The sequence below is a fragment of the Streptomyces glomeratus genome, from assembly GCF_021462825.1.
Classification (GTDB): Bacteria; Actinomycetota; Actinomycetes; order Streptomycetales; family Streptomycetaceae; genus Streptomyces; species Streptomyces glomeratus.
Map to the genome: position 1 here is coordinate 21,681 of NZ_JAKEEB010000035.1, position 24,182 is coordinate 45,862.

Here is a 24,182-nt window from a genome sequence, read left to right on the forward strand (position 1 = left end):
AACCACGCTCCCCGCCCCGGACCCGTACCGACCCCGCCCACCTCGCCGAGACCCGATTCCCGCACCGCTTCGCCGCATCGTCGAAAGACCTGGGATCCCCCTATGCGCATTCTCGGAATCAACGCTCTCTTCCACGACCCCGCCGCCGCCCTGGTGATCGACGGCCGGACCGTCGCCGCCGCCGAGGAGGAGCGGTTCTCACGGCGCAAGCACGGGAAGCGACCGGTGCCGTTCTCCGCCTGGGAGCTTCCCGAGAAGGCCGCCGCCTGGTGTCTGCGCCGGGCCGGCCTGCGCCCCCAGGACCTCGACGCCGTCGCCTACTCCTACGATCCGCAGCTGGCCCGGCCGACCGAGGCGATGGGGCTCGACGACCCCTGGGACCACCTCCGGCAGACCTACGCCCGTGAGGCACCCCGCTTCCTCCAGGCCGCGCTGCCGGGCCTGGATCCCGGCATCGTCCGCTTCGTACCCCACCACATGGCCCATGCCGCCTCCAGCGCCTTCGCCGCGCCCGGCGCCGAGGACTCGTCCGTACTGGTCCTGGACGGCCGCGGGGAGTGCGCGTCCCATCTCGCCGCCCGCCGTGCCGGAGACCGGCTCGAACCCCTGTACGCGCAGGAGCTGCCCCATTCGCTGGGGCTCGTCTACGAGGAACTCACCGACCATCTGGGGTTCCTGCGGTCCTCCGACGAGTTCAAGGTGATGGCCCTCGCCTCGCACGGCAGGCCGCGCATGCTGGAGGAGCTGCGCCGCCATGTGTATCCCACGGGCGACGGCGGGTTCCGGGCCACCGCGGTGCCCTGGCCCGAGCTGTGCCCGCGGCGCGGTGCCGAGGAGCCGTGGACACAGGATCACGCGGACGTGGCCGCCAGCGCCCAGGCGGTGCTGGAGGAGACGGTGCTGGATCTCGTGCGCTGGCTGCACGGGAAGACGCACCACCGGGTGCTCACGCTCGCCGGAGGCGTCGCCTTCAACTGTGTCGCCAACTCCCGGATCGCCCGTGAGGGGCCCTTCGCCCGGGTGTGGGTGCAGCCCGCGGCCGGCGACGCGGGGACGGCACTGGGCGGCGCACTGCTGCTGGCGGCCGGCCACGGTGACGGCCCGCAGCCCATGACCGGCGCCGATCTGGGCCGGGACTGGTCGGACGCGGAGCTCGGGGCGTGGCTGAAGACGGCGGCCGTGCCCTTCGAACGTCCGCCGGACATCGCCACGACCGTGGCCCGGGTGCTTGCGGACAACGGGATCGTCGCCTGGTTCCAGGGCCGCTCCGAATACGGGCCGCGCGCCCTCGGACACCGTTCGCTGCTGGCCCACCCCGGCCACGCGGGCAATCTCGAACGGCTCAACGACGTCAAGGGCCGGGAGCAGTTCCGGCCGGTGGCTCCCATGGTGTCGGCCGCCCGCGCCGCCGAGATCTTCGACGGCCCCCTGCCCAGCCCCTACATGCTGTTCGTCCATGACGTGGCCGAGGCGTGGCGGGACCGCATCCCGGCCGTGGTGCACGTCGACGGAACGGCCCGCATCCAGACCGTGGATCCGGCGGCGGAGCCGCTGCTGGCCCGGATGCTCGGCGAGTTCGAGCGGCTGACGGGGCTGCCGGTGGTGGTCAACACCAGCCTGAACACGGCGGGCCGTCCCATGGTGGACGATCCCCGCGACGCACTGGAGTGCTTCGGCTCCTCCCCCGTCGACCTCCTCGCCATCGGCCCGTACGCGATCCGGCGCGGCGATCTCTTCCGCGGCGCCTGCGAGAGGGAGGCGTGATGGGCGGGCGCGGGCAGCGGGTGACGGGCTCCGGCCATGCCGACGACGCGTACGCCGTCGTGATACCGACGCTCGGCCGCCCCAGCCTGAGCGCCTGTCTGCGGGCGCTGGCCGAGGCCGGCGGCCCGCGGCCGGTCCGGGTGGTTCTCGTCGACGATCGTCACGGGACCGGGGGCGCACCGCTCACGGTCGACGTGCCCGCACCCCTGCGCGGGGTCACCAGCGTCGTACGGGGCCGTGCCCGGGGACCGGCGGCGGCCCGCAACGACGGGTGGCGGGCGGCCGGTGACGTGCCCTGGATCGTTTTTCTCGACGACGATGTGGTGCCGGGCCCCACCTGGGGCGACGACCTCGCCCTGGACCTGGCCGAGGCGACGGACGACACGGCCGCGATCACCGCCCGTATCGATGTGCCGCTTCCGCCGGACCGGCGGCCCACCGACTGGGAGCGCAGCACCGCCGGGCTCGCCACCGCCCGCTGGATCACCGCCGACATGGCGTACCGGCGCGCGGCCCTGGAGGCCGTCGGCGGCTTCGACGAACGGTTCCAGCGCGCCTTCCGGGAGGACGCGGACCTGGCCCTGCGGGTGATCGGCGCCGGCTGGACGGTGAACACAGGTGCCCGCAGCACGACGCACCCGGTGCGCCCCGCCGACCGTTGGGTCTCCGTGCGCCTCCAGGCGGGCAACGCGGACGACGTGCTGATGACGCGGCTGCACGGCCCCGGCTGGTGGAGCCGGGCCGGCGCGCCGCGCGGGCGCCTGCCGGGGCATCTCGCGGTGACGGCGACGGCCGCGGCGGCGCTCTCGTGCGCCGTGCTGGGCCGGCCGCGAGCCGCCGCGGTGTGCGCGGCGGCCTGGCTGGCCGGGACCGCCGAATTCGCCCTGGCGCGGATCGCGCCGGGACCCCGGACCCGGGACGAGGTCGCCACCATGGCGCTGACCAGCGTGGCGATCCCGCCGACCGCCGTCTGGCACTGGCTGCGCGGGCAGGTCGCGCACCGGCACACACCGGCGCTCGTCGCCTACGAGGCCGGTGCACCGCCGCGGGCCCGGCACCGGCCGGTGAGGGAGAGGGTGCGCCCATGACCGGACCTTCGTCGATGCCCCGGCACCGGACGCCCCTCGCGCGCCCGGTGACCGGGCCCTGGCTGTTCGGCGGGCCACGGCGGGCTCCCGCCCCGCCTGGAGCCCGCCCGGCCGCGGTGCTCTTCGACCGCGACGGCACGCTCGTCCGCGATGTGCCCTACAACGGCGACCCGGCGCGGGTCGAGCCCATGCCGGGTGCGCGGGAGGCCGTGGACGCCGTGCGGGCCCGGGGCGTCCCGGTCGGGGTCGTGAGCAACCAGTCGGGAGTGGCCCGGGGACTGCTGACGCGCCACCAGGTGGAGGCGGTGCGGCTGCGGGTGGAACAACTGCTCGGCCCGTTCGACGTCTGGGCGGTCTGTCCGCACGGCCCGGACGACGGCTGCGGCTGCCGCAAGCCCGCTCCCGGCCTGGTCGCGGCCGCGTGCGCCCGACTCGGCGTCCCGGTGGAGGCGACCGTCGTCATCGGTGACATCGGCGCCGACGTGGCATCCGCACGCGCGGCGGGCGCCCGGGGGGTGCTGGTCCCGACGCCGGTCACCCTGCCCGAGGAGATCGAGGCCGCCGGTGTCACGGCCCGCGACCTGCTCACGGCCGTGCGCCTAGTGCTGGATCCCGAGCCCGGGATCGTCCCGTGGGCGGGGCCCGCGGCGGCCGCCGCGGGTGCCGTGCCGTACGGGGCCGAGGGCGCGCGGGCGGCGTGCCGGACGAGGGAGACCGGGGAGGGCGCCGGCGGTCCCGGCCCGAGCGGGGGTGGGACACGATGACCGGCTCCCGTGTGCTCCCCCGCACCCTGGTCGTCCGGCTGGACAGCGCCGGGGACGTGCTGCTGGCCGGGCCCGCCGTGCGTGCCGTGGCGGCCGGATCCGCGTACACCGCGCTGCTCTGCGGCCCGCGGGGGGTCCAGGCGGGGAAAATGCTGCCCGGCGTGGACGAGGTGCTCGAGTACGACGCCCCCTGGGTGGGGCTCGAGCCGCCGCCGGTCTCCCGTACGGCGACGCGGCGGGTGCTGGAGGCGCTGACCGCCCGCCGCTTCGACCGGGCTCTGGTGCTGGTCTCGTACCACCAGAGCCCGCTGCCGATCGCGCTGCTGCTCAAGCTTGCGGGGATCGGCTGGACGGCGGCCGACAGCGAGGACTACCCGGGCGCCCTACTGGATCTGCGTCACCGCCGGCTGCCGCACCGGCACGAGGCTCTTGCGGCGCTGGACCTGGCGCGCGACGCCGGATTCGCTCTGCCGCCCGGCGACGACGCGGCGTTGCGTGTGAGGACTCCGCCGGACACCACGCACCTCACGGGGTCCGGGCCGTATGTGGTGGTGCACCCCGGTGCGGCGGTCCCGGCCCGGGCATGGAGCCCCGGGCGCGCGGCGCGGGCCGCGGCCGCCCTCGCCGCCGAGGGCCACCGGGTCGTGGTGACGGGAGGGCCCGGGGAGCGGGACCTGACGGCCGAGGTGGCGGGAGAGCACGGCCTGGACCTCGGCGGTGCCACCGATCTGCGCCACCTCGCCGGGATCCTGGCCGGTGCGCGGGTGGCGGTGGTGGGCAACACCGGCCCCGCGCATCTGGCCGCCGCGGTAGGGACACCGGTGGTCTCGGTGTTCGCGCCGGTCGTACCCGCGGAGCGGTGGGGCCCGTACGGCGTGCCCCATGTGCTGCTCGGGGACCAGGAGGCGGAGTGCGCGGGCAGCAGGGCACGTCGGTGTCTCGTACCGGGTCATCCGTGTCTCGACGGGGTGAGCGACGCGGAGGTGCTCGCCGCCGTGGCCGCACTCCGGGAGAACCGACCGGCCGGAACCCTCCACTCGGACCGGACACGAAAGGCGAACCGGGCGAATCCCGACGTGGATGTGCCGCCGGGGCCGGGGGATGTGCCCGGCCCGGGCGGCGGGTCAGCAACGGAACGAGGAGCGACCGTATGAACATCCTGTTGTGGCATGTGCACGGCTCCTGGACGACTGCGTTCGTCCAGGGCCCCCACACCTACCTCGTTCCCGTGACACCAGGCCGCGACCCGGACGGGCTCGGGCGGGCCCGTACCTTCTCCTGGCCCGCCTCGGTGCGGGAGGTGACGCCGGATGAACTGCGGGACACCGAGGTGGACCTGGTCCTGTTGCAGCGGCCGCACGAGCCGGAGCTGGCCGAGCGGTGGCTCGGCGGCCGCCGTCCCGGTCGTGACCTGCCCGCCGTCTACCTCGAGCACAACGCCCCGGACGATGACGTCCCCCTCACCCGGCATCCGTTCGCCGACCGCTCGGACCTGACGTTGATTCATGTCACCCACTTCAACCGGCTGTTCTGGGACTCCGGCACCACCCGCACCGAGGTGATCGAACACGGCGTCGTGGACCCCGGTCACCAGTACACCGGCCGGCTGGCCCGCGCCGCCGTCGTCGTGAACGAACCGGTGCGGCGCGGCCGTCACACCGGTACGGACCTGCTGCCCGCCCTCGCCGAGGCCGCCCCGCTGGATGTGTTCGGCATGGGCACCGAGGGCCTGGCGGCCCGCCTCGGCCTGCCCGAGGAGCGGTGCCGCGGCGCCGACCTGGCGCAGGCGCAGCTGCACCGGGCGATGGCGGAGCGCCGGTTCTATCTGCATCCGGTGCGCTGGACGTCCCTCGGCCTGTCACTGCTCGAGGCCATGCACCTCGGGATGCCCGTGGTGGCGCTGGCCACCACGGAGGTGGTCGAGGCGGTGCCGCCCGGCGCCGGCACGCTTTCCACCCGTCCCGACGTCCTGGCCCGTACCGCCCGGCACTATCTGCACGAACCGGAAGCAGCGGCCGCCGACGGCAGGCGCGCCCGGCAGGCGGCCCTCGGACGGTACGGGCTCAAGCGTTTCCTCGCCGACTGGGAGCGCGTGATGACGGAGGTCCGCTCATGACCTCGTCCCTCCGCCCCCTCGCCGCCGCAACCTTCGACCCGGAGGGCCCCGGCTCCCTCTCGGTCGCCCTCGTCTCGGAACACGCGAGCCCCCTCGCCACGCTCGGCGGGGTCGACGCCGGCGGGCAGAACGTCCACGTCGCCCATCTCGCAGGCGCACTCGCCGACCGGGGCCACCGGGTGACCGTCTACACCCGCCGCGACGACCCCGGCCTGCCGGACCGGGTGGCGCTGCGCGACGGGGTCGAGGTGCGCCATGTCCCGGCGGGTCCGCCCGAGCCCATACCCAAGGACGAACTCCTGCCGCACATGAAGGAGTTCGGACGCCACCTCGCCAGGACCTGGCGGGTGAGCCCTCCCGATGTGGTGCACTCGCACTTCTGGATGTCCGGGATCGCCTCCCTGCGGGCCGTGCGCGAGCTGGGGCTGCCCCTGCTGCATACGTACCACGCGCTCGGAACCGTGAAGCGACGGCATCAGCAGCTGGCGGACACCAGCCCCCCGAAGCGCATCGCCTACGAGACGGAGGTCGGCCTGGGCTGCGACCGGGTCATCGCCACCTGCCGGGACGAGGTCGTCGAACTGGGCCGCATGGGCATCCCCAGTGGCAGGATCACCGTCGTGCCGTGCGGGGTCGACACCGCCCTGTTCACCCCGCGCGGACCGGCCGCCGCACCCGGTACCGCCCGGCATCGGCTGCTCCAGCTGGGCCGTCTGGTTCCGCGCAAGGGCGCGGCGGTCGCCATCGACGCGCTGGCCCTGCTCCCCGGCACCGAGCTCGTCATCGTCGGGGGGCCTCCGGCGGACCGCCTCGACGAGGATCCGGAGGTACGCCGGCTGCGCCGTATCGCCGCGGACGCCGGCGTCGCCGACCGGGTCCGCTTCATCGGCGGGGTGCCCAGCCGCGAGGTTCCGGCGCTGCTGCGCGGGGCGGATGTGGTGGTGTGCCCTGCAGACTACGAGCCGTTCGGGATCGTGCCGCTGGAGGCGATGGCGTGCGGCAAGCCGGTCGTCGCCAGCGCGGTGGGCGGCCAGCTGGACACGGTCGCGGACCCGAGCACCGGGCGGCTGGTGCCGCCCCGCGACCCGGACGCCCTCGCCCGGGCGGTCGGCGAGCTGCTCGCCGACCCCGAGGCACGTCGGGCGTGCGGTGCGGCGGGCCGGCGTCGCGTGCTGCGCAGGTACGGCTGGGGCCGGGTAGCCGCGGCCACCGAGGCGGCGTACTGCGCCGTCCTGGATGCCCAGCCCGCCGTCAAGGGGGTGGTCTGACACGGCCCCCGCCCGCCCGGGCCCGGGCCGGGCGCCCGGCCCACGACAGCCTTCCCGACCGACCGCGCAGCACCGACGTCCGAAGGAGGTGCGGGTCCGGCCGCCGTCGCCTGCGACGCGGTACGCCCGATCAGCATGACGGAACCAACGGAATCCCCTGCACTCGATGCCGCACAGCTGCACTGCCGGTCACTGGAGCGGGCGCTCGTACGGTTGCGCCGGGACGGACTGCATCGGATCGCGGACTGGGGCGCCCGGCTCGCGGCCGTCCTCCCCGCCGGCGGCCGGCTGCTGGCGGCGGGCAACGGCGGCAGCGCGGCGCAGGCCCAGCATCTGACCGCCGAGCTCGTGGGCCGGTACCGCAGGGAGCGGCCGGCCTTCTCGGCCATCTCCCTGCACGCGGAGACCTCCAGTGTGACCGCCATCGGCAACGACTACGGCTTCGATCACGTGTACGCACGGCAGGTGACGGCCCACGGCCGGCCCGGGGACGTGCTCGTGCTGCTGTCCACCTCCGGCCGCAGCACCAATCTGATCACCGCGGCCATGGCGGGCCGGGCGGGCGGGCTGCGCGTCTGGGCGCTGACCGGGCCGGGCCCGAATCCGCTGGCGGAGGCGGCGGACGACGCGCTGTGCATCGACGCCGACAGCACGGCGACCGTCCAGGAGGCGCACCTCGTCGCGGTCCACCTGCTGTGCGAGGGCTTCGACGCGGCACTGGCCGGGCCCGCGGGGGGCGCCGGCCACCAGGCGGCGCACCGTACGGTGGGGGCCCACCGGAGGGCGTCGTGAAGGGGCCGGGGCCGCTCGTCGTGGTGGGGGACGTGCTGCTCGACGAGGACATCGAGGGCGTCGCCAGCCGCCTGTCCCCGGACGCCCCCGCACCCGTTGTCGATGTCACCGAGGACCGGCGCCATCCCGGCGGAGCGGGGCTGGCCGCCGCGCTGGCCGCCCGGGACGGCCGGGAGGTGATCCTCGTCAGCGCGCTCGGCGACGACTCCGCGAGTGAGGCCGTACGCCGTGCGCTGCGCGGCCGGGTCCGGCTGGTGGAGATACCCCTGAAGGGGAGCCTGCCGGTGAAGACCCGGGTACTGGCGAGCGGCCGGCCCCTGGTGCGGATCGACCGCGGTGGCGGCACACCCGGCGAACCGGACGGCGCGGTGCGCGACGCACTGGCCCAGGCGCATGCCGTGCTCGTCGCCGACTACGGGCGACGCACGGCGAGCGCGGTGCGGGAGCATCTGGCGGCCGTGGCCGCCCGCACGCCCCTGGTGTGGGACCCGCACCCCCGGGGCGACACGCCCGTGCCGGGAGCCCGGCTGGTCACCCCGAACGCCGCCGAGGCACGCGCCCTGTGCCCGGGCGAGGGCGAATCGCTGCGCGCATACGCCGAGCGCGGGGCGGAACTCGCCGAGCGCTGGCAGACGGCCGGTGTGGCCGTGACCCTGGGCGAACGCGGAGCCCTGCTGGCCAGGCCGGGCACCGCTACGCCGATGCTGGTCCCGGCGCCCTACCGGGCCCAGGGGGATCCATGCGGCGCGGGCGACTGCTTCGCCGCCACGACGGCGGCGGCGCTGGCCGACGGGGCGCTCCCGGAGGAGGCGGTGCAGCGGGCCGTCGCCGAGGCCGCCGCGTTCGTGGCGGCGGGCGGTGCCGGAAACCCGGCGCTGTGGCGGACGGCGCCGTCGCCGCACTTGGACGCGCCGAAGACCGACGCCTTCGCCCTCGCGGAGCGCGTGCGGGCGCGGGGAGGCACGGTGGTGGCCACCGGCGGCTGCTTCGATCTGCTGCATGCCGGGCACGTCGGCCTGCTGGAGAGCGCACGGCGCATCGGCGACTGCCTCATCGTCTGTCTCAACTCCGACGCCTCTCTCGCCCGCCTCAAGGGCCCCGGGCGCCCGATCAACCCCGTGGCGGACCGGGTCCGGGTCCTGGAGGCGCTCGGCAGCGTGGACGCCGTCGCCGTCTTCGAGGAGGACACGCCTCAGACACTTCTGGAGCGGCTGCGGCCCGATGTGTGGGTCAAGGGCGGCGACTACTCCGTACAGGAACTGCCGGAGGCCGAGGCCCTGCGGGCGTGGGGCGGGCAGGCGGTGGTCCTTCCCTACCTCGACGGCCGCTCCACCACCCGCCTGGCGCTGCGCGCGGCGCGGGCCGCCGTACCCCCGGGCTCACCGCCGTGAACACAACGGCCCGGCACGGCACACCACCGGGATCCGGCCGGCCCCGGGCGCTGGTGCTGCGGGCGCTCGGGCTGGGGGATCTGCTGACCGTGGTGCCCGCCCTGAGGGCGCTCCGCAGGCATCTGCCCCGGCACGAGATCGTGCTCGCCGCACCCGAGCGGCTGTCCGAGGCTGCCGCCGCCACCGGCCTCGTGGACCGGCTGCTGCCGGCGTCGGCGGCGGGCCGGGCGGTGCCCGCGGACCTGGCGTGGACCGGGCAGCCTCCCGATCTCGCCGTGGACCTGCACGGCAACGGACCACCGAGCCATCTGCTGCTCCAGCGGCTGCGGCCCGGGCGGCTCCTCGCCTACGCACATCCGGGGACGCCCGGCATCGCCGGTCCCCGATGGCGGGAGGACGAACACGAACGGCAGCGGTGGTGCCGGCTGCTGGACTGGTACGGCATCGCGGCCGATCCGGAGGAGGTACGGATCCCGGCGCCTTCGGTCCCCTCTCCCGCGCCGGGCGCCGTCGTCGTGCACCCGGGCGCCGACGCCGCCGCCCGATGCTGGCCGAAGGAGCGGTTTGCGGCCGTGGCGAGGGAGGTGCGCCGCCGGGGTCACGAGGTCGTCGTGACCGCGGGCGCCGGGGAGGGTTCGCTCGCACGGTTCGTGGCGGCGGAGGCCGGACTGCCGCCGGCCGCGGTGCTGGGAGGCGCGCAGGACGTGCCGTTCGACCGGCTGGCCGCCCTGGTCGCGGAGGCCCGCTGTGTCGTGGTCGGGGACACGGGGCTCGCCCATCTGGCCACGGCGCTCGGCACGGCGTCGGTGGTGCTGTTCGGCCCGGTCGCCCCTCGGCTGTGGGGGCCGCCTGTCGACGCCCGTCATCGAGTGCTGTGGCATCCGGCGGGCGACGACTCGGCCCGCCCGGGGGACGCGCACGGGCGGGTGCCGGACGAACGGCTGCTCAGGATCACCGTCGGCGAGGTCGTCGGGGCGATCGGCGAGCTGCTGAAACGCCCGCAAGGCCCGGCCGCGGGCACCCGGTGCGTGAACCCGGAGTCCGCAACGGAGGCCTCCGACACGGAGGCCTCCGCCCTGGCACGCGGCCTGCGCACTCCCGGGTGACGACACCGGGGGCCGGGGCCGGGGCGTCGCGCACCGGCACCGGGGCCGGGGCCCGGGGTATCCCGCAGCGCCCTCTCCGCATCCCCGCCCGGGGCGGGGATGCGGAACCCTGCCGCCCCCGCCCCGGCTGAATCAGGCGGCCTGGCTCAGCGCCGGCTGCGACGTGACGGCGTCGCGCACCTCGGTGTGCAGAAGCACAGGCGCTGCGGCGCGGCGGCGGCGCAGAACGAAGCCCGTTGCGACGGAACCGGAGATGATCAGCCCGCCGGCCACGAGGGCGCCCCGCGCACCGGCCGTCTCCATCAGCAAGCCCAGCGCGGGCGGACCGCCGAGGCCCCAGGCCGTGCTGATCGTGCCCCACACGCCCAGGACACGTCCGCGCAGATGGGCGGGCGGGTCGGTCTGCAGCACGGTCGTCCCCGCGGTGTCGGAGACGGTCTCCACCACGGCCATGGGCAGGACCAGTACCAGCAGGACGGCCAGCGACGGCGACAGCCCGGCCACGACCTGCAGCAGGCCGCCGGCGGCCGCCAGGGTGCACACGAGTCGGACGGAGGGCCGGCGCAGCCGGGCGCCGAGGACCGCGCCGATGATGCCTCCCACGGCCAGGACGGTGGACACCGTGCCGAACGCTCCGGCGCCGCCTGCGAGCGGCCCGGTCACCAGCACGGCGAGCGTCAGGCCGTAGTTCCGCCCGAACACCGCGCTGAGGCCGGTGATACCGGCGAGGGCGACGAGCCGGGGGCGGCGCATGAAGAAGCCCAGTCCCTCACGCACGGTCATCTCCTTGGCCGGGGCCCGGGTGCCGCGCTGCGCGGGGACCGCGGGTGCTCGGCGCTCGGCGGGCCGGCCGGCGCCGGGGACCGGACGGAGGAACGGGATGACCGACGCCACGAAAAGGAAGGACAGCCCGTTTGCGGCATAGGCGGCGGCCGTACCGAAGACCGCGACCGCCACACCGGCGAGCGCCGTACCGGTCAGCCGGCCCGCGCTGTGCACCAGGGAGCCCACCCCGATGGCCGAGGGCACGTCCTCGGGTCGGACCAGATCGTTGCCCAGCAGGGCGCACGCGGGAGCGTCGACGGTGGCGACGAGACCGGTGACGGCGGCCAGCGCCAGCAGCACCGGCAGGTCGAGCCGGCCGCAGGCGACCAGGACGGCCGTCACGAAGGCGACGGTGCCGAGGAGCGCCTGGCTGACCGTGGCGGTGAGCTTCCGGGGCCAGCGGTCGACGGCGGCACCACCCAGAAGGCTCACCAGCAGGGCGGGAGCGGCCTGTACGGAGATCGACAGCCCCGTGGCGGCGGCGGACCCGGTGATCTTCAGCACCAGCAGGTTCTGCACGGTGAGCTGCATCCAGGTGCCGGAGTTCGACACGAAGTTCGCGAGGGACCACCAGCGCATGCTGCGGTAACGCAGGGAACGCCACGGCGAGGCGGACTCGGTCGGCGGCGGAACGGAAGCGGAGTCCGGAGTGGAGACAGGGGTGGGTACGGAAGCGGCAGAGGAGGAAGGCACAGTGATGACTCGGATACGGTCCGGGTCCCGGAGGACTCACAGAGAGGAATCGGCGGGAGCTCGGGGAACCGGGCTGCGCTGCGCGGTCGCTCCACCGGATCTTGCGGTGTGCCGTGCTCCGCCCGGAGTCCCTCAGGGAGCCCGGGCGAATCGACCTGTTCATCGTGGGGAAAGGACCGCCGAGTCGTCCACCGAGTGCTCTCGGCCAGGACGTCCGGACAGCGGCAAGTCCCCGACGCCGTCGGGGACTTGCCGCTGCTTGTGCACTTGCTCACAGGGGCCGGCCGACCGCCGTGGCTCAGCCCTCCGGTTCCTCCTGTTCCTCCTGGATCGGCGGCTTGGGTGCCTCACACAGGTACTGCGGCAGCACCGGTTTGCCGCCCTCGCTGTTCGTCCGCCGGCTTCAGGACCACGTCGTCGGTGGTGTCCCTCTTGGGCCGGTTCTCCCGGGAGCACTCACCGCGGCATGTCCTTACGTGTGCCCCCGTGGTACTCCTCACCCCCGGGCGTCGTCCGTCGTGGGGCCGACATCCTCCTCCTCGGCCTCGTCGTCCTCTCCCTCGGTGCGTGGCGGCTGGTCGGCGTCGCCCATCTCGTCGGGGAACCGCTCGCCCTCCGCCTGGGAGGGTGTGCTCTCGCTCATCCGTGTCTCCTCCGGGGCGTGTCAGGTGGCCAGGAACGTCTCCTGCGACTGCCGCATACGCAGGTGCTCCAGCGTGCTCAGCTGCCTTTCGGCCCGTGCGACGAGGTCGTCGAGCTGCGCCGGGTCGAGGCGTCCGTCACTCTCCGCGACCCGGCGCAGCGTCCGCCATCCGGCTGCCTTCCCCTCGACTCCCAGCCGGAGCAGCTCCAGTTCGGCCAATGAGGTGAGCGGGGAGCGGCCGACGAGACGGCCGTTGGGCTTCAGGCGCCCCGCCAGCTCGACCGTGGCTGCCGTCCAGACCTTGTAGCGGCGCGCCGGGACGCCGAGTCTCCTCATGCTCTCGAGCAGGGCCTCGCGGTCCTCCGCGATCTCGTCCGCGATCGGCTGCAGCGACGCTCCGAACGGCGAGCCGCGCAACGACCTGGCCAGGTACGCGGCACGGCGGGTCCCGACGGTGGAGCCGGCCAGGTGGTCGTTGAGGTAGATGCCCAGCAGGTCGGTCCGGGTCCGGCGGGCCCGGGGGGCGGCCGCGCCGTCGGTCCGTGCGTCGCTCATCGCGCCTCATCCCTTTCTCCGCGGCGTGTCCGCGGGTGGACGCGGGACCCGTCGAGTACCCGCGCCACCTGCGCCCACCCGCCCGTCCGGGCTCCTTCCCTCGCCGCCCCCGCGGAGGTACGGCGGCCCGGCTGCCTCCGGTGATGCTCCGTTTGCGGGGAAAACCGACAGGTCACGCGCGGCGCGCCGCGCTTCGGACCGCGAGAAGGGCAACCGTGTCAGGGCTGCCGTCGGTCGGTGGCACCGGGTGAGAGAGGAAGTGTCCGATGGAACCGGTCACCGTGCTGCCGCGAGCACTGACCGCCACCGCCGGCGGCGCCAGCCCGGGCGACCTGGACGCCGCTCGGGCCCAGATGGGTTTCTCCCTCGCCTGGCACATCGTGCTGGCCTGCCTCGGTGTCGGACTTCCCCTGCTGACCTTGATCATGGAGTGGTGGGGCGGGCACACCCAGGACCCCTCGTGCCGGCTGCTGGCGCGCCGGTGGGCCCGGGCCATGGGAGTGCTCTTCGCCGTCGGCGCGGTGTCGGGCACGATCCTCAGTTTCGAGCTGGGTCTGCTGTGGCCGGGTCTGATGGGCATCTACGGTCAGGTGATCGGGCTGCCGTTCGCCCTGGAAGGCATCGCCTTCTTCATCGAGGCGATCTTCCTGGGCATCTACCTGTACGCGTGGGACCGGCTGCCTCATCGCCTGCACCTGCTCACGGGCGTGCCGATCGTCGTCGCCGGAGTGGCGTCGGCCTTCTTCGTCGTCTCGGCGAACGCCTGGATGAACCAGCCCCGGGGCTTCACCGTGCGCGGCGGCAGGGTCGTCCACGTGGATCCGTGGGCGGCCATGTTCAACCCGGCGACACCGCCGCAGACCACGCACATGATCCTGGCGGCGCTGATGGTGGCGTGCTTCCTGACCTGCAGCGTGTACGCGGTCGCGCTGCTGCGTGGCCGCCGGGACCGCTACCACCGCCTGGGCTTCACCGTTCCCCTGGCCCTGGGCGCGATCGTCACCCCCGCCCAGCTGGTCGTCGGGGACTGGGCCGCCCGCTTCGTCGCCCACTACCAGCCGGTGAAACTCGCCGCGATGGAAGGGGTCTACCGCACCGGAAGCCATGTCCCGCTGACCCTGGGCGGCATCGCCGGCAAGAACGGCCTGCGGTACGGGCTGGAGATTCCCAACGGGCTGTCCCTGCTGGTCGGATTCAGCCCGGACACGGTGATCCAGGGGCTCGAACGGGTGCCGCCCGGTGACCGGCCTCCCGTCACAGGGGTTCACCTCGCCTTCGACCTGATGGTCGGCTGCGGCATGTTCCTGCTCACGGTCGGCGTGTGGCTGCTCGTGCTCGCGCTGCGCCACAGGCGCCGCCCCGGCCCGTGGCTGGAGGGCACGGGCCGTCCACTGCGGGTCTTCCTGGCGCTCGGCGCCCTCACCGGCCCCGCGGCGGTCGTGGCCCTCGAGTGCGGCTGGACGGTCACCGAGGAGGGGCGTCAGCCGTGGGTGGTGTGGGGCCTGCTGCGCGTTCGCGACGCCGTGAACGTCGCTCCGGGACTGGCGACCGGCCTGTGGCTGGTCGTCGCCGTCTATGCGCTGATGACCGTCGGCACGGTGTACGTGCTCCGCCGGCTGACGCGGGACCGGCCCGTCCCCGTCGCGCCCCAGGAGAGCGATGTGGAGGAGTACCCCGTTGTCTGACCACTCCCCCACCGGGCCCGTCCGCCCCACCGGATCCGTCCGCCCCACCACCGGCACCACCGGATCGGCCCGCACCACCGAGACAGGGGGACGCTGATGCTCGCCGACACGACGCTGGCCGTCATGTGGATCGGTGTGACCTGCTACGCCCTCTTCGGGGGCGCCGACTTCGGGGCGGGCCTGTGGGACCTTCTCGCCGGAGGCAGCGAGCGCGGCAGGGCGCCCCGCCGGCTCATCGAGCACAGCATCGGCCCGGTCTGGGAAGCCAACCACGTGTGGCTGATCTTCGTCGTGGTCCTGCTGTGGACGGGCTTCTCCCCCGTGTTCGCGGCCGTGATGTCCACCCTGTACATCCCGCTGACCCTGACCGCCCTCGGGATCATCGCGCGCGGCGCCGCGTTCGCCTTCCGCAAGGTCAGCACGGAGGTGTGGCAGCAGCGGCTGTTCGGCGGCTGCTTCGCCCTCTCGTCGGTCGTCACGCCCTACTTCCTCGGCTCGGTCGCCGGAGCGGTGGCCTCCGGGCGCGTCCCGCCGGGCCTGGCGAAGGGGAACCTGATCACCGGCTGGCTCAATCCCACCTCCGCGCTCGGCGGTGTGCTGGCGGTCCTCACCTGCGCCTATCTGGCGGCCGTGTATCTCAGCGGGGACGCCGCCCGGTCCGGCGAGGCTCATCTGGCGGCCTACTTCCGGCACCGGGCCCTGGCCACCGGAGTGGTGACCGGGGTCGTGGCCCTGGCCGGCATCGCGATTCTGCACGCGGACGCCCCGCAGTTGTTCCACGGTCTCACGCACCGGGCGCTGCCCGTGGTCCTGGTGTCCGCCGTGCTGGGCGCGGTTAGTCTGGTGCTGCTGCTGCGCGCCGAGATGACGTTCGTGCGGGTCACGGCGGCGGCCGCCGTCGCAGCCATCCTCTGGAGCTGGGGGGTCGCCCAGTACCCGGCCATGCTGCCCCCGTCGGTCACCATCGGCGCCAGCGCCTCCGAACCCTCGGTGCTCGGCACGAGCCTCGGCGTCCTGGCGGTCGGCGCGGTGCTGCTCGTCCCGTCCCTGCTGTGGCTGTACTCCCTGTTCCAGCGCCGCCCCGCCCCCGAGGAGGACCGGCGCGGCTCCTGAGACCGGCTGGGGCACCGCCGGTCCCCGGCCTCGCGCATCGGCCGTACGAGCGCCTTGACGGGACGACCCGTTAGTCGGCCACCGACCGGGGCACCCGGCGTGCTGGGTCGGCCCGGTTGCAGGGCCGTTCGTATCGCAGCGGAGGTGCGGAACGTGGGACACGGAGGAAACGTCGTCAACGAGCTGGTGACGGACCACCGGGAGGTGGAGGAGCTCTTCGGCCGTATCGAGGCACTGCCGCCCGGGGACAAGAACCGCAAGATCCACGCGGACCAGGTCACCATGGAGCTCGTGCGCCACTCGGTGGCCGAGGAGGCCTACCTTTACCCGGCGGTGCGCGAGTACCTGCCCGACGGGGACGCCATCGCCGACAAGGAGATCGAGGACCACTCCAAGGCCGAGCGGATCATGAAGGATCTGGAGAGCCACGAGGCCGACGATCCCGAGTTCGACCGGCTGATCGGCATGCTCATGAGTGAGATCCGCGCGCATGTGACCGACGAGGAGGAGAACCTCTTCCCCAAGCTGCAGAAGGTGGCTTCCGCCGAGGCGCTGAACGATCTGGGCGAGAAGGTGCGGAGGGCCAAGAAGACGGCTCCGACCCGTCCGCACCCGGCCGCGCCCGACACACCGCCGGCGAACAAGCTGCTCGCCCCCGGAGCGGGGCTCGTCGACCGGGTCCGCGACGCGCTCACCGGCCGGGGAAAGAACGACTGACTCTTTCCGCATCGTCCCGGCGAGGCACGGGTACTCGCTTGAGCCGGCGCTCTTGTCGGCGCCGGCTCAACCGGAATACGAACCGTCTCACCGCCCTGGAGGAGCCATGGCGGGTGTCAGCCCCACCGATCTGCAGAAAGCACTGTCGGGCGCGGAGTACCCGGCCGACACTCGGCAACTCGAGAAGGTCGCCCAGAAGAACCATGCGCCCAAGGAGATCACCGAGCGCATCTCCCACCTGGGCAAGAAGAAGTTCCAGAATCCGGCCGAGGTGAGCAAGGCCGTATTCGAGAACGAGTGACCCGAAGACGGGGAAGACGGCGGCCGGGGACTCGCTTCCCCGGCCGCCGCGCTGTTGAGGGCCTCGGTGCCCCGTCCGCCGTGCTGTCGAGGGCCCCGGTGCCCCGTCCGCCGTGCGGGCGGGGCACCGACGCTCTTTCAGCCGACGTACCTGCGAGCCGGGGAGTGGCGCCGGGCCCGCTCCAGGGCCACCAACCGGGCCTCGAGCTCGGCCGGTACGGGATCGCGCTGCCGGAGCACCCAGGGAAGTCCCGCAAGCGCCCGTCCGAACGCCCGCACCGACGCCCCGTCGCGGGGCACGGTACGCGCCAGGTGCCAGGTGCGGCGCGCTGCCGATGGCCAGGGGCGGCGCAACCATGTGAACCAGAGCGTGTTGCGCAGGCCGAGGACGCGTCGTTCGGTGCTGTCCCGGACCGGTGACGCCGCGTGGTGGATCGTCAGTTCGGGTACGTAGCTCAGCCAGTGGCCCCGGCGGAGGAGGTCCGTCGCGAGGAGTTCCTCCTCTCCACCCAGCCACAGCCCCGGATGGAAGCCGCCGACGGACCGGAAGGCGCTGGCGCGCATCACCGTGGCGGCGGCGAGGAACGAGCCGAGGGCGGGGCCGGGCAGCCAGTCGGGACCGGTGAGGGGCGAGTCACTCAGTTCCGCGACGACGGGGTCCTCCTCCCCCGACGGCTCGACCACGATACGAGCCGTCACGGCGGCGAGGCCCGGATGGGCGTCCAGGAGGTCCGCCGCTCGCCACAACGAGCCGGGCTCCCACCAGGTGTCGTCATCGCAGAACGCCACATAGGGCGTCCGCGCGCACCGCACCGCGAGATTGCGGCCGACGGCGCCCAGGTTGCGCCCGGGCCGTAGCAGCCGTACCTCGGGGAACTGCCGGGTGACGGCCTCCGGGGTGCCGTCGCCCGACCCGTTGTCCGTCACGATCACGTCGGGGCGCTCCGGGAGCTCCCGCAGGATGCGCAGGGTCCGCAGCAGTTCGGGGCAGCGGTCACGGGTGATCACGACGACGGTGGTACGGGGGTCCGCGCGGCCGTCGCCGGGACCGGCCCGGGTCTCCCGCGCGCGCCCGGGGCGTGCGCCGTCGTCGCGGGCGGGCTTGGCGCGTCGCTGGGGGGCCTCGTGGTTCATGTGCCCTCCACTCGTCCTTGCTCGTCGGTGTCGTCGGTTGTCGTCGTCAGTCATGGCGCGGCCCGGTCCAGGAGGCGAGCCGCGTGCTCGATGCGTTCGGGCAGCGGTTCCCGCTCCTTGAGGGCGGCGGGTAGCCGGGCGAGCGTGCCGCGCAGGGCCGCCCCGGCGCCGCGCTCGCCGCGGGCCGCCGCCGCGGCCAGGTCGACGGTGTGGCGCAGGGCGACCGCGACGGGCCGCCGCAGCCACGCGGTGAGCACCGCGTTGCGCCACTGGACCGCCGAGCGGCCGGGCCGCCCGCCCGGCTCGGGGTGGTGATGGGCCGTAACCGAGGGCACATGCACGACCCCCCAGCCCCGGGCCGCCAGGTCGTAGGCGAGCAGTGTCTCCTCGCCGGCGAAGAACAGCACGCGGTGATAGCCGCCGGCGTCGAGGAACGCCCCGCGGCGGACCACCGCCGCGCAGGCGAGGAACCCCAGTACGGAGCGGCCGGGCAGGTCAGCGGCGGTCGGCAGCGGCGAGTTCGCGAGTACGGAGTTCAGCGGGTCCTCGGCACCGTCCGGGCCGACCAGGGTGCGCGCCGCCAGCAGGCCCAGCCTCGGGTGTGCGTCGAACAGGTCCGCGGCGGTCTCCAGGGCACCGGGAGCCCACCAGGAGTCGTCGTCACTGAACGCGACGTACGGGGTGGCGGCGTGCCGCACCGCGAGATTGCGGCCGACCGCTCCCAGGTTCCGCCCGGGGGTCAGGACACGTGCGCCGAGCGGGTGGGCCCGCACCGCGGCTACGGTCGCCTCGGTGGAGCCGTTGTCCACGACGATGACAGGCGGCCGCTCGGGCAGCGCGGCCAGCCGGTCCAGGGTGCGCAGCACGCTCCGGAGGCGATTGCGGGTGATCATCGCGACGGTGACCCGGCACGACCGCCCATCGGGTGCGGGAGGAGCGCAGCCGGCGGGCCCTGGCATGGGCTCCTGCGGGAGGGGACAGCGTGTCATACGGGACCACCGGCCGGCCCTGTACCGGCGGCAGCCCGGGGTTCGGGCGTCGTCGGGGCACGGCCCCGGTGCGGCCGTGCCCCGCACAGCGCGGAGAACGTCGTCGGCGTCATGAGCGCGCTCTTCCTTCCGCCGATGAGGATGCCTGCACACGGCGCCGGCTCCTGTGCGCCCGCGCCCGGCCGGGCTCCCGGGAGGACGCCGAGTGCCCCAGCGGGTCCCTTTCATGCTCCGACGGGGGCTGCGCCCGCGCCACAGGGGGCGTTCACGGAGCGCGCCCACACTCCACGTGCGTCGGGCGTCGCGGCCCCGCCTCAGCGGCCGCCTCCCGGAGAAGGCGTCGTCCCCCGGTCCACCTGCCCTCCTCGGGTCCCGGCGGTCTCCGGCCGCTCGGACAGTGCCGCGACCAGACCGGCGGCGCTGTCCGACTCCGGATCCTCCAGGAATTCGCGGCGTACCTGCCGGGCCGCCACCCGGCCGGAGGTCAGGCACCAGTGCCACCAGTGGTCGAGCCGCCGGGTGCTGAGACGGTCGACGGGCACCAGTGCGGGCCAGCCGCAGGCCTCGGCCTGGGCGGTGAGTTTCGCGCCGCCGGACACGGGGTCCACGGCCAGCGCGGGCACCCCGCCGCGCAGCGCCAGCACCAGCCCGTGCAGCCGATCGGTGACCACGAGGTCCATTCGCGCCAGCACGGACTGCACCTGGCCGGGAGTGGCGCACAGCCGCCAGTCACTGCTGTCGAGTCGGGTCTCCAACTCGAGGCAGGCGCAGTCCTTCTCCTTCAGCCACCCCGTGAGTTCCTCGGCCGCCTCAGCGTGCCGTCGCCTCGCCCCGTACTCCTGCTGCCCGTATGTGAGGATCACCCCGACGACGGGCGTCGCCGGTTCGACGGGTGCGTGGGCGGCGAGGTCGGGCCCCGGCTCGGCGGCCGGCGCGTCCCTCGCCAGCACCTGGTGGAATCCGCTGACCGCCGGGTCCTCGGGGTCGAGGACCGAGGTCCCGACGGCGATACGCACACAGTGCGCGAACCGCTGGTGCAGCTCCTCCACCCGGGGTCCGTGCAACGGACCGCAGACGAAGACCAGGTGCGTGTACGCGGGCGGCCGCACCTCGTCCAGGTGCAGTGCCGAGGGCCGGAAACCCGCGCTCCAGGCCACGTCGTAGTCGATGCCCTCGCGACGCAGCACCTCCTCGACCCGCCGCAGGGCCAGTACGTCCCCCGCGGTGGCCTCACCTTCCAGGAAGCTGAACCACCCGGTCAGCAGAACCCTCGCGCACACAACGCTGACGAGTTCCCCGCCCGTCGGCGCCCACTCCCCTTTTCGTCTCCGGGCCGGGGCAGCGGCGCCCTACAACGACCCGGACGCGCTGCGGGCCGAGGCGGCGGGGCTGCGCTGGCTCGCGGACGCGGGTGCGGTCCGTGTCCCCTCCGTGCACGGCCACGACCGGCACCGGCTGGTGACCGACCGTGTTCCGCCCGGCCGGCCGAACGCCCGCGTGGCGCTCCGCTTCGGCCGCGGCCTCGCCGCACTGCACGCCGCCGGGGCGCCCGCGTTCGGCGCGCCGCCGCCCGGCGGCCCCGAGGACGCGTTCATCGGTCTGGCGCCCCTGCGGAACGTTCCCGGCACCGACTGGCCGCACTGGTACGCGGAGCACCGGGTGCTGCCCTACCTACGGGGTGCCGTCGACAACGGCACACTGCGCCCCGCCGAGGCGGGCGTGTTCGAAGAGGTCTGCGAACGGCTGCCCGAACTGGCCGGTCCCGCCGAGCCGCCCGCCCGGCTGCACGGCGACCTGTGGAACGGCAATGTGCTGTGGGGCGCCGACGAGCAGGTCTGGCTCATCGACCCGGCGGCGCACGGCGGTCACCGGGAGACCGACCTGGCGATGCTCCATCTCTTCGGGTGCCCCCATCTCGGCCGGGTCCTGGAGGGCTACCAGGAGGCGGCGCCGCTGGCCGACGGCTGGGCGGATCGCGTCCCGTTGCACCAGCTGTTCCCGCTGCTGGTCCACTCGGTGCTCTTCGGCCGCGGCTACGGCGAGCAGGCACTCGCGGCGGCACGGGCGGCGCTCGGCCGGTGACCCGACCACGGCCGTGATCCGCCCGCTCACTCGGCGGTCCCGGGGCAGGGTGCAGGCTGACGAACCCTTGGGCGGCCTGCCCCACCCGTGTACGGCCACCTGCCCCGCCACGAGTACGGCCGCCTGCCCCACCGCGCGTACGCCGCCTCGTCCACCGCCTGTACGGTCGCCCGGTCCCCGTGCCGAAGGAGTCCCATGTCCCACGCCGCCGCACCCTTCGAGCTGTTGCCCGGTGCCGACGACTCGCCCGTGATCCTGCATGTGCCGCACTCCGCACGCCGGATACCGCCCGCCGTGCGTGCGGACATCCTGCTCGACGACCCGGAACTGGCCCGCGAACTGGACCACATCACGGACGCACACACCGCGGAACTCGCGTCCCTTGCCGCAGAAGCCTCCACGGTCACGCCCTGGCGGTTCGTCAACCGGCTGTCGCGGCTGGTGGTCGACCCGGAACGGTTCCCGGACGAGCGGGAGGAGATGCTGGCCGTGGGGATGGGGGCCGTCTACACACGCACCACACACCGCCGGCCCCTGCGAGCGGCCGGAACCGATCCCGAGCCGCTGCTCAGTGGCTATTTCCACCCGTACGCCCGGGCGATGACGGCGGCGGTTGCGGAGCGGCTGGCCGCCACGGGGCGTGCCGTCGTCCTCGACGTGCACTCCTATCCCACCGCACGTCTGCCCTACGAGCTGCACGGCCAGGGCCCCCGCCCACCCGTCTGCCTGGGCACAGACTCCTTCCACACGCCGCCCGGGCTGGTCGCCCTGGCCCAGGGCGCGTTCGCGGAGTTCGGGGGGACGGGCATCGACAGCCCGTTCGCGGGCGCGTACGTACCGCTGGAGTTCCACGGCACGCGGCCGCAGGTGTCCGCGCTGATGGTGGAGATCCGCCGCGACACTTATATGGCGGAGCCGGGCGGAGCCGCCGGCCCGGGGCTCATCCGCCTCGCGGCGGCGCTGGCCACCCTGGTCGACGCCGTGTCCTGCAAGGCGTGAGGGTCCGCCCAGGGCTCCGTGCGCCTCTCTTCGGCCTCACCGCCCCGGTCTCGCCGTAGTGCTGTCGAGTGGATGCCGCCACCGTCCGCGCGTCGGCGGCGCGATGGGAGTCGTGCTCTTGCCTACGCTCCGGCTGACGGGCCATCAACGTACCGTCATCACCCTCGGGCCGGGCGTCCGTCGCGCGGCCGCACGGCTTGTCTGGGGAGAGATGTGTTCGGGCCGACTACTCGTTCTCCGCTGATCCGGTCGGTGCTCGGCCTGGCCCTCGCCTCGGCTTGGCTGGCCGGCTGCACCGGCGGGTCCCCGACGGCGCCGGTCGACGGACCGCACGAGCCCGCGGCGCAGGACGGCCCCGCGGCCGCGGGCCTGGGCCCACGGCTGCAGGATCCTCCGGAACTGGTCAGCCACGACGGCGTGCTGAAGGCCGGCATCGTCGTGGAACGGCGCAAGGTGCAGGTCGGCAACCGCCGGCTGTACGCCACCACCTACAACGGCGCCTACATGCCGCCCACCCTGCGCGTACGGCCCGGCGACCGTATCGACCTCACGTTGACCAACAACATCGACGAGGACACCGATCTGCACACCCACGGGCTGCACATCTCACCGCGTCCCCCCGCGGACGACATCTTCGTCGCCATCAAGCACAAGCAGTCGTACCACTACTCGTACCAGCTCCCGCGCAACCACCCGATCGGCACCTACTGGTACCACTCACACGCCGCCATGCGCTCCGCCGCGCAGGTCGCCGGTGGAGAGTCGGGCATCCTCATCGTCGACAGCCTCCAGCAGTACCTGCCGCCATCGCTGCACGGCATCACAGAGCACACGATCGCGCTCAAGGACTTCCAGGTCCAGGGCGACTCGATCAAGACCCGTCCCCTGAGCATCGGGGCACCCACCCAGCGCACCGTCAACGGCCAGCAGAATCCGGTGATCACCATCCGGCCGGGCGAGACACAGCTGTGGCGGCTGGCCAACATCGGCGCCAACATCTACTACCGGCTCCACCTCCCGGGCACCCGCTTCCATGTGATCGCCCAGGACGGCATCCCGGTGCGCAAGGTCTACGCCGGGGACACGCTGCTGATCCCGGCGGGGGCGCGCTTCGACGTGCTCGTCCAGGGCGGCGGTCCCGGCACCACACGGCTGGAGACCCTCCCCTACAACAGCGGCAAGGCCGGGAACAAGTTCCCCCGGGCCGATCTCGCGACCGTCGTCACCAGTGGCATGCCCGTGGCGCGGGCCACCCTGCCGACCGACTTCGCCCCGCACGAGGACCTGACCCACGCCGCGATCGCGGCCCGCAAGACCATGATCTACACGGAGAACAAGGCGGGGACGAAGTTCTTCGTCAACGGCAAGGCTTACGACCCCCACCGGACCGACTTCACCTCCGCTCTGGGCACGGTCGAGGAGTGGACGGTCCGCAACGACACCGACGAGGCCCACAGCTTCCACGTCCCCACCAACGACATGCAGCTGATGAGCACCAACGGGAAGGCCCATCCGCCCTCCCACGGCTGGTACGACACCGTGAACGTGCCCGCGCGCGGCGTCGTCGTCCTGCGCATCCACTTCCGCGACTTCACCGGCAGGACCGTTCTGCACTGTCACATTCTGAATCACGAGGACGCGGGCATGATGTCCGTGCTCGACATCGTCCGGCCCCGCCCCGCAGTCAAGGCCTCCCAGGAGTCGCGCCGCGGCTGACCGCCCGGGGTCGCGGTCACCTCGTGTGAATGGACCGTAGCTCCTCGTGCTCAAAAGCCGGAGGCAGGGCCCGTCGTGGCTTGTTCTGCGCCTCTCGGGATGCGCGCGGCGACATCTCGATGAAAGGTGAGGGAAGAGGTGGCGTCCCGCCTTCCGAAGAGCACGGGTGCCACCACTGCGGACCGACTCGCATAGGAGACACCATGTCGACGTCACAGCCTGACGCGTCACGTCGTCCATCCGATGACCGGGCCACGCCGGACGAACTGCTGCACGACGTTCCGGCGGAGACCACGGCGGAGGATCTGGTCCTCGCCTCGGGCAGGGACATCACCCCCAGCACCCTCGCATGGGCGGAGCGCAAGCTCGCCTCCGAGGGGCGAGCGGCGTTCGACAAGCTGCTGCCTTAGTGATCCCGGTCCGAAAGTCACCGCGCCGGAGA

Annotated in this window: 23 protein-coding genes; 17 read left to right on the plus strand and 6 right to left on the minus strand. The window is 73.9% G+C overall.

What is annotated here, in order from left to right:
- Nucleotides 1-102 precede the first annotated feature (102 nt).
- The 9 genes from LZ604_RS28980 (at nucleotide 103) to LZ604_RS29020 (ending at nucleotide 10,289) form a co-directional block, all read left to right on the plus strand.
- Nucleotides 103-1,764 (plus strand): carbamoyltransferase family protein, encoded by a 1,662-nt coding sequence (locus tag LZ604_RS28980; protein WP_234518705.1) that lies wholly within the window; start codon nucleotides 103-105, stop codon nucleotides 1,762-1,764.
- Nucleotides 1,764-2,852 (plus strand): glycosyltransferase family 2 protein, encoded by a 1,089-nt coding sequence (locus LZ604_RS28985; RefSeq protein ID WP_234518707.1) that lies wholly within the window; start codon nucleotides 1,764-1,766, stop codon nucleotides 2,850-2,852. Before LZ604_RS28980 ends, LZ604_RS28985 begins: the two co-directional genes overlap by 1 nt.
- Nucleotides 2,849-3,616, plus strand: a complete 768-nt coding sequence (locus LZ604_RS28990; protein WP_234518709.1) for a D-glycero-alpha-D-manno-heptose-1,7-bisphosphate 7-phosphatase — start codon at nucleotides 2,849-2,851, stop codon at nucleotides 3,614-3,616. Before LZ604_RS28985 ends, LZ604_RS28990 begins: the two co-directional genes overlap by 4 nt.
- Entirely contained in the window at nucleotides 3,613-4,770 is a 1,158-nt protein-coding gene (locus LZ604_RS28995) for a glycosyltransferase family 9 protein (protein WP_234518710.1), read from the plus strand. The genes LZ604_RS28990 and LZ604_RS28995 overlap by 4 nt, the downstream gene beginning before the upstream one ends.
- Entirely contained in the window at nucleotides 4,767-5,732 is a 966-nt protein-coding gene (locus LZ604_RS29000) for a glycosyltransferase (RefSeq protein WP_234518711.1), read from the plus strand. The genes LZ604_RS28995 and LZ604_RS29000 overlap by 4 nt, the downstream gene beginning before the upstream one ends.
- Nucleotides 5,729-7,000 carry a glycosyltransferase gene (locus LZ604_RS29005; protein WP_234518712.1) on the plus strand — a complete coding sequence of 424 codons (1,272 nt, stop codon included), beginning with the start codon at nucleotides 5,729-5,731 and terminating at the stop codon, nucleotides 6,998-7,000. The genes LZ604_RS29000 and LZ604_RS29005 overlap by 4 nt, the downstream gene beginning before the upstream one ends.
- A gap of 135 nt (nucleotides 7,001-7,135) precedes the next feature.
- On the plus strand, nucleotides 7,136-7,792 hold the full coding sequence (locus LZ604_RS29010) for a D-sedoheptulose-7-phosphate isomerase (protein WP_234518713.1): 657 nt from the start codon (nucleotides 7,136-7,138) through the stop codon (nucleotides 7,790-7,792).
- The gene (gene rfaE2 / locus LZ604_RS29015; RefSeq protein ID WP_234518714.1) at nucleotides 7,789-9,183 is read left to right on the plus strand and encodes a D-glycero-beta-D-manno-heptose 1-phosphate adenylyltransferase; all 1,395 of its coding nucleotides are present in this window, start codon (nucleotides 7,789-7,791) and stop codon (nucleotides 9,181-9,183) included. Before LZ604_RS29010 ends, rfaE2 begins: the two co-directional genes overlap by 4 nt.
- Entirely contained in the window at nucleotides 9,180-10,289 is a 1,110-nt protein-coding gene (locus LZ604_RS29020) for a glycosyltransferase family 9 protein (RefSeq protein ID WP_234518715.1), read from the plus strand. Before rfaE2 ends, LZ604_RS29020 begins: the two co-directional genes overlap by 4 nt.
- Nucleotides 10,290-10,421: 132 nt before the next feature.
- Here LZ604_RS29020 and LZ604_RS29025 read toward each other — a convergent pair whose 3' ends face one another.
- The 3 genes from LZ604_RS29025 to LZ604_RS29035 all read right to left on the minus strand — a co-directional run bounded on the left by LZ604_RS29025 (nucleotide 10,422) and on the right by LZ604_RS29035 (nucleotide 13,005).
- Nucleotides 10,422-11,693: an MFS transporter gene (locus tag LZ604_RS29025; RefSeq protein WP_234518716.1), complete on the minus strand. Its 1,272-nt coding sequence runs from the start codon at nucleotides 11,691-11,693 to the stop codon at nucleotides 10,422-10,424.
- A 610-nt stretch (nucleotides 11,694-12,303) separates the two neighbouring features.
- Nucleotides 12,304-12,450, minus strand: coding sequence for a hypothetical protein (locus LZ604_RS29030; RefSeq protein ID WP_234518717.1), 147 nt, complete (start codon nucleotides 12,448-12,450; stop codon nucleotides 12,304-12,306).
- 21 nt (nucleotides 12,451-12,471) lie between these two features.
- Nucleotides 12,472-13,005, minus strand: coding sequence for a hypothetical protein (locus LZ604_RS29035; protein WP_234518718.1), 534 nt, complete (start codon nucleotides 13,003-13,005; stop codon nucleotides 12,472-12,474).
- Nucleotides 13,006-13,271: 266 nt separating this feature from the next.
- Between LZ604_RS29035 and LZ604_RS29040 the strand changes: the two genes are divergently transcribed.
- From LZ604_RS29040 to LZ604_RS29055, 4 genes are all read left to right on the plus strand, one after another.
- Entirely contained in the window at nucleotides 13,272-14,690 is a 1,419-nt protein-coding gene (locus LZ604_RS29040; RefSeq protein ID WP_234518720.1) for a cytochrome ubiquinol oxidase subunit I, read from the plus strand.
- A gap of 96 nt (nucleotides 14,691-14,786) precedes the next feature.
- Nucleotides 14,787-15,803, plus strand: coding sequence for a cytochrome d ubiquinol oxidase subunit II (locus tag LZ604_RS29045; RefSeq protein WP_234518721.1), 1,017 nt, complete (start codon nucleotides 14,787-14,789; stop codon nucleotides 15,801-15,803).
- 153 nt (nucleotides 15,804-15,956) lie between these two features.
- Nucleotides 15,957-16,520, plus strand: a complete 564-nt coding sequence (locus tag LZ604_RS29050; RefSeq protein ID WP_234518722.1) for a hemerythrin domain-containing protein — start codon at nucleotides 15,957-15,959, stop codon at nucleotides 16,518-16,520.
- Between the two features lie 106 nt (nucleotides 16,521-16,626).
- Nucleotides 16,627-16,821: a DUF2795 domain-containing protein gene (locus tag LZ604_RS29055; protein WP_234518723.1), complete on the plus strand. Its 195-nt coding sequence runs from the start codon at nucleotides 16,627-16,629 to the stop codon at nucleotides 16,819-16,821.
- 137 nt (nucleotides 16,822-16,958) lie between these two features.
- Here LZ604_RS29055 and LZ604_RS29060 read toward each other — a convergent pair whose 3' ends face one another.
- The 3 genes from LZ604_RS29060 to LZ604_RS29070 all read right to left on the minus strand — a co-directional run bounded on the left by LZ604_RS29060 (nucleotide 16,959) and on the right by LZ604_RS29070 (nucleotide 20,223).
- Complete coding sequence (locus LZ604_RS29060) at nucleotides 16,959-17,954, minus strand: glycosyltransferase family 2 protein (protein ID WP_234518724.1); 996 nt, start codon at nucleotides 17,952-17,954, stop codon at nucleotides 16,959-16,961.
- Between the two features lie 50 nt (nucleotides 17,955-18,004).
- Complete coding sequence (locus LZ604_RS29065; protein ID WP_372482220.1) at nucleotides 18,005-18,847, minus strand: glycosyltransferase; 843 nt, start codon at nucleotides 18,845-18,847, stop codon at nucleotides 18,005-18,007.
- Between the two features lie 410 nt (nucleotides 18,848-19,257).
- Nucleotides 19,258-20,223, minus strand: coding sequence for a polysaccharide pyruvyl transferase family protein (locus tag LZ604_RS29070; RefSeq protein WP_234518726.1), 966 nt, complete (start codon nucleotides 20,221-20,223; stop codon nucleotides 19,258-19,260).
- On the opposite strand from LZ604_RS29070, the gene LZ604_RS29075 reads away from it, so the two are divergent.
- From LZ604_RS29075 to LZ604_RS29090, 4 genes are all read left to right on the plus strand, one after another.
- A complete protein-coding gene (locus tag LZ604_RS29075) occupies nucleotides 20,168-21,025 on the plus strand; it encodes a fructosamine kinase family protein (RefSeq protein ID WP_234518727.1) in 858 nt (285 codons plus the stop codon). The two genes, LZ604_RS29070 and LZ604_RS29075, sit on opposite strands and share 56 nt — an antisense overlap.
- Before the next feature lie 195 nt (nucleotides 21,026-21,220).
- Nucleotides 21,221-22,024, plus strand: a complete 804-nt coding sequence (locus LZ604_RS29080; protein ID WP_234518728.1) for an N-formylglutamate amidohydrolase — start codon at nucleotides 21,221-21,223, stop codon at nucleotides 22,022-22,024.
- A 213-nt stretch (nucleotides 22,025-22,237) separates the two neighbouring features.
- A complete protein-coding gene (locus tag LZ604_RS29085) occupies nucleotides 22,238-23,740 on the plus strand; it encodes a multicopper oxidase family protein (protein WP_234518729.1) in 1,503 nt (500 codons plus the stop codon).
- Between the two features lie 203 nt (nucleotides 23,741-23,943).
- Nucleotides 23,944-24,150 carry a hypothetical protein gene (locus LZ604_RS29090; protein WP_234518730.1) on the plus strand — a complete coding sequence of 69 codons (207 nt, stop codon included), beginning with the start codon at nucleotides 23,944-23,946 and terminating at the stop codon, nucleotides 24,148-24,150.
- Nucleotides 24,151-24,182 lie beyond the last annotated feature (32 nt).

Bases quoted from the DNA above. Each gene is read 5' to 3' on its own strand.
- LZ604_RS29035 (WP_234518718.1), bottom strand. From the start codon at position 13,005: ATGAGCGACGCACGGACCGACGGCGCGGCCGCCCCCCGGGCCCGCCGG.
- LZ604_RS28990 (WP_234518709.1), top strand. From the start codon at position 2,849: ATGACCGGACCTTCGTCGATGCCCCGGCACCGGACGCCCCTCGCGCGC.
- LZ604_RS29010 (WP_234518713.1), top strand. From the start codon at position 7,136: ATGACGGAACCAACGGAATCCCCTGCACTCGATGCCGCACAGCTGCAC.
- LZ604_RS29080 (WP_234518728.1), top strand. From the start codon at position 21,221: ATGTCCCACGCCGCCGCACCCTTCGAGCTGTTGCCCGGTGCCGACGAC.
- LZ604_RS29045 (WP_234518721.1), top strand. From the start codon at position 14,787: ATGCTCGCCGACACGACGCTGGCCGTCATGTGGATCGGTGTGACCTGC.
- LZ604_RS29090 (WP_234518730.1), top strand. From the start codon at position 23,944: ATGTCGACGTCACAGCCTGACGCGTCACGTCGTCCATCCGATGACCGG.
- LZ604_RS28985 (WP_234518707.1), top strand. From the start codon at position 1,764: ATGGGCGGGCGCGGGCAGCGGGTGACGGGCTCCGGCCATGCCGACGAC.
- LZ604_RS29000 (WP_234518711.1), top strand. From the start codon at position 4,767: ATGAACATCCTGTTGTGGCATGTGCACGGCTCCTGGACGACTGCGTTC.
- LZ604_RS28980 (WP_234518705.1), top strand. From the start codon at position 103: ATGCGCATTCTCGGAATCAACGCTCTCTTCCACGACCCCGCCGCCGCC.
- LZ604_RS29060 (WP_234518724.1), bottom strand. From the start codon at position 17,954: ATGAACCACGAGGCCCCCCAGCGACGCGCCAAGCCCGCCCGCGACGAC.
- LZ604_RS29025 (WP_234518716.1), bottom strand. From the start codon at position 11,693: ATGCGCTGGTGGTCCCTCGCGAACTTCGTGTCGAACTCCGGCACCTGG.
- LZ604_RS29040 (WP_234518720.1), top strand. From the start codon at position 13,272: ATGGAACCGGTCACCGTGCTGCCGCGAGCACTGACCGCCACCGCCGGC.
- LZ604_RS29005 (WP_234518712.1), top strand. From the start codon at position 5,729: ATGACCTCGTCCCTCCGCCCCCTCGCCGCCGCAACCTTCGACCCGGAG.
- LZ604_RS29030 (WP_234518717.1), bottom strand. From the start codon at position 12,450: ATGAGCGAGAGCACACCCTCCCAGGCGGAGGGCGAGCGGTTCCCCGAC.
- LZ604_RS29055 (WP_234518723.1), top strand. From the start codon at position 16,627: ATGGCGGGTGTCAGCCCCACCGATCTGCAGAAAGCACTGTCGGGCGCG.
- LZ604_RS29065 (WP_372482220.1), bottom strand. From the start codon at position 18,847: ATGATCACCCGCAATCGCCTCCGGAGCGTGCTGCGCACCCTGGACCGG.
- LZ604_RS28995 (WP_234518710.1), top strand. From the start codon at position 3,613: ATGACCGGCTCCCGTGTGCTCCCCCGCACCCTGGTCGTCCGGCTGGAC.